Source organism: Acinetobacter sp. 226-1 (assembly GCF_030329325.1).
GTDB classification, from domain to species: Bacteria; Pseudomonadota; Gammaproteobacteria; order Pseudomonadales; family Moraxellaceae; genus Acinetobacter; species Acinetobacter sichuanensis.
Genome location: NZ_JACANU010000038.1, coordinates 1 through 3,764 on the forward strand (window position 1 = coordinate 1; position 3,764 = coordinate 3,764).

Below are 3,764 nucleotides of genomic sequence, written 5' to 3' on the forward strand. Positions count from 1 at the left end.
TGCCACCTTTTGATTTTGAAGCAATGTACTATGATAAAATTAATCCGTTAGGTCAGGTGGCCTAACTTAAATAAAAAGTCTCCGACAAACCCGGTACGGTTCATTTTACAGATGTAATTGTGACTGTAGAAGAACGAGAAAAGTTATTAAATCTTGTTCAAGAACAATTTCCATCTATTAAATTAGGTCAGTCACCTAATTGGCCTATCTATATTGATATTCCAGAGTTAGCTCACTGGGATAGCAATGGTGATATTTGGGTCAATATAAAAAATGGTACTCTAGCTCAACGTATTTACAATGATTACTTCATAAAACTAAATGAAATCATAAGTACAAGTGGTATTTAACCACTTAAATTATAAATTAAGACCTTCTAACTAAAATATTCAAAGCCCTCAATCGAGGGCTATTTAACATAAAATCTCTTATGCGAAATTCAGTTGTAACTCCAAAATAGAAATGTCCGGTTTCCAAAGTAAAAATGACACAGGTTGAGTCGTCTTATACTCATGATGACATCGTTTGAGTCGCAGCATGATGTCATTATGGTTAGTTAGAAGAATTAAGCTACTGATTTGATTATCATGTTAATGACAAACCTTGATGTGTGCTTAAAAAACAGGAGGGTTTAACTTGGTAAACTATACATACTCATTAGGAGTTTACCATGAGCAAGAAACAGAAGACTTACACCGCAGAATTTAAAGCTGAAGCCATAAAAGCCATTGAAGAGAACCAAGGTAATGTATCGGAATCCGCTAGACAACTTGGCATTTCAATGCAAACCCTTTCGAACTGGAATAACAAAGCAAAGGCTGGAACTTTAGCAGGCACAAAACAGTATTCGCCCGATCTAAACGCCTTACTCGAAGAAAATAAGAAGCTTAAACAACAGCTCAAAACAGCTGAAATGGAACGTGAATTTTTAAAAAAGGCAGCAGCGTACTTTGCCAAAGAAAGTCAGTGAGGTACGCCTATATGAAATCGCAAAGCCACTTATTTCCGATTATTTTAATGGCTCGATTACTTCGTGTATCCGTTTCTCGCTTTTATGATTGGCTAAAGCGAGGCATGAGTAAAAGATCAATTCAGCGAAATCAGCAGACAATTTTGGTCAAAATAGCCCATGAAGAAACCAAACAAAGCTATGGCTATGTTCGATTAACCAAGCATTTACAAGCGCAAGGTATCAAAATAAGTACGTATGCTGTGCGCCAAATAAAAAAATCAAATCAGTTGTATTGTAAGCGCCATAAGCGTTTCAAAAGAACCACGAACAGTGATCACAACCGTTCTATTTATGACAATTTACTCAAGCAACAGTTTTCAATGACGAAGCCTAATCTTGCGTGGTCGAGTGACATTACCTACATTTGGACGGCTGAGGGCTGGTTGTACTTGGCAGCTGTCAAAGATCTTTACACGAAACAGGTTGTTGGCTATAGCTTAAATGAGCGCATGACAGCCAAGCTTGTTTGTGATGCATTGAATATGGCTATTCGCAATCAGAAACCTGCTAAAGATCTCATTGTACATTCAGATAGAGGCAGCCAATATTGCAGTAATGAATATCGAAACTTACTTGAGAAATTTGATTTTCAGGGTTCAATGAGCAAAAAAGGCGACTGCTTTGATAATGCACCGATAGAGAGTTTCTGGGGCATACTCAAAAATGAACTAGTCCATCATCGCAACTACAAAACAAGGGAAGAAGCCAAAGCGGATATTACAAAATATATAGAGTTATTTTATAATCAGCGAAGAATTCAAAAAGGCTTGGATTTTAAGACACCAAATCAAATGGCAGAAGACTTTTATCGGTTAGCTGCCTAGAATCTCCCAAGTGAAAGTCTCCTGCTAATTCAGCACACATCACTGTTGATAAATTTTCTAAACAAAAAGGATCAAACTAATCTATAAGCTTTGTGGGTTAGAAAAAAAATAACTCACTTTGCATTGATCATATTTAAATTCTTGTTTTATCCATAGCACTAACCTATTAATTTTAAAAAATAATAGGTACTGGCTAAATAGCAAATCGATACATATCTTTTTCATAGAGGAAATATGATTTTAGTAAGTTCTTGTCTGGCTGGCTTAAAGGTACGTTATAACGGGACGCATAGCTTAAACGAAAAAATCGAAAAATTAGTCAAAGATGGAAAAGCTACTATGGTATGTCCAGAGATTCTTGGCGGTTTATCAACACCACGCGAACCTGCCGAGATTTCGGGAGGTAATGGCGATGATGTCTTAGATGGAAAAGCCTGTGTAATTGAAAAATCAGGAAAGGATGTGACTTCAATCTATATTGAAGGGGCATATAGAACTTTAAAAAAAGTTCAATTATTAAAAGCTACTCTGGTAGTGCTTAAAGAAAATAGCCCTTCATGTGGTAGTTCAATGATTTACGATGGTCAATTTAATGGGAATAAGATCTATGGCAATGGAGTTACCTCCGCTTTGCTTAAACGTCATAATATAAAAGTCATTTCAGAAGAAACTTTTTGGCAACTTTTACCCTAGTTCCTCCGCTTTTATTTAAAATCTTCATGCAACTCCAACCACGCCCCCCTTTGCAATATCAAGTCTCTTCGGTATTTAGAGATATAGTGAGGTAATAATCTAAGAAGCATATCCATTACTTCCACATCAGTTAAAAAGTAGTGGTTCAATTTTATGCTGTAATTCTTTAACAATTTTAGCAAGCTGATCATGTAAAACTAACCAACATTGCTCATGACCTTGCCCAATATATTCATCTATTATGAGTTGCAAAATGTCTTGATCTATCTGACTTAAGAATTCTAAAAACCATGTCGCAGCAACATCCTTGGCAACTATTGTTTTATGATCTAATGTATAAGCTATACGGCATAGCGCTAAAATTTGATTACATTCATCCTGATCGTCTTTCCAATGAGCAATAATTTGTGGATAAGTTTTTTGCATGGCAAATATTAATTGTTCATAGCTAATTGGATTTAACCAATCGCAAATATCAGGTCCAAAGATAGTAATGTTATGTAATTGGGCAGTTTTAAGTAAAATACTAATATCTGGATCAGATTGACTATAAAGTAATTCACCTTTGAGTAATTCTTCTCTCAACCACTCGCCATATTGTAGCTGATATGTATATGGATGATTTTTATTGGTAATACTCCCTTTTTCTAATATCGTAATTTCTAAGGCACGCGCTGTAGCATGACCAATCGGAACAGATATATTTAGAAAATTCTGCGCTAATTGTTTTCTTTCCTGATCGGTAATTTCACGTTCAATAATAACTAAAATATCAAGATCACTTTTATGTTTTAAACCACCATCAACATACGAACCATATAAATAAATAGCATAAAGCTTATCTTTAAAATTTTTTTGTAAAAGCTGTTTTACACTTTCAACTTGGCGACACTCTTCATCATTTAAGCTTTGCATATGATTTTTAATTTAAAAAAATAAGTAATGAATTCATAGAGCATTATACAGAATAAGTGTAAATAATTTAATCAATTAGTAAATAACATACTATTTTTACAATATATTTACTTTCAATATAGAGTTTAATACATAAAACTCTATCAATCAAAAAAAGCTTGAAACAACATCTGAATAGTAAGAGTCATTTCCTCCTCACTTAGAGATGGATCCGGAAATTTGAACAACTCCTATAAGTGATACTCTGCTCCTCAAATGATGTTATAAACATCAATATATGGAGTATTTTATGGCACGTAGACCAAGAAGAAATCATTCAA

General features: G+C 34.4%; 4 protein-coding genes. 3 read left to right on the plus strand and 1 reads right to left on the minus strand.

Going from position 1 to position 3,764, the window contains the following annotated elements; genetic code table 11:
• The first annotated feature begins 119 nt into the window (after window positions 1-119).
• The 3 genes from HX124_RS17745 (at window position 120) to HX124_RS17755 (ending at window position 2,529) form a co-directional block, all read left to right on the plus strand.
• Complete coding sequence (locus HX124_RS17745) at window positions 120-350, plus strand: hypothetical protein (protein ID WP_195157021.1); 231 nt, start codon at window positions 120-122, stop codon at window positions 348-350.
• 320 nt (window positions 351-670) lie between these two features.
• Window positions 671-1,836 (plus strand): IS3 family transposase gene (locus tag HX124_RS17750; RefSeq protein WP_119285041.1). Its coding sequence is split into 2 segments (ribosomal slippage): window positions 671-929 and window positions 929-1,836, totalling 1,167 coding nucleotides; the frame shifts between segments, so codons are not numbered across the junction.
• Between the two features lie 234 nt (window positions 1,837-2,070).
• Window positions 2,071-2,529 (plus strand): 2-thiouracil desulfurase family protein, encoded by a 459-nt coding sequence (locus tag HX124_RS17755; RefSeq protein WP_077170035.1) that lies wholly within the window; start codon window positions 2,071-2,073, stop codon window positions 2,527-2,529.
• Between the two features lie 126 nt (window positions 2,530-2,655).
• On the opposite strand, the gene ant(3'')-IId is transcribed toward HX124_RS17755, so the two are convergent.
• Window positions 2,656-3,444, minus strand: coding sequence for an aminoglycoside nucleotidyltransferase ANT(3'')-IId (ant(3'')-IId, locus tag HX124_RS17760; protein ID WP_038350081.1), 789 nt, complete (start codon window positions 3,442-3,444; stop codon window positions 2,656-2,658).
• Window positions 3,445-3,764: the final 320 nt, after the last annotated feature.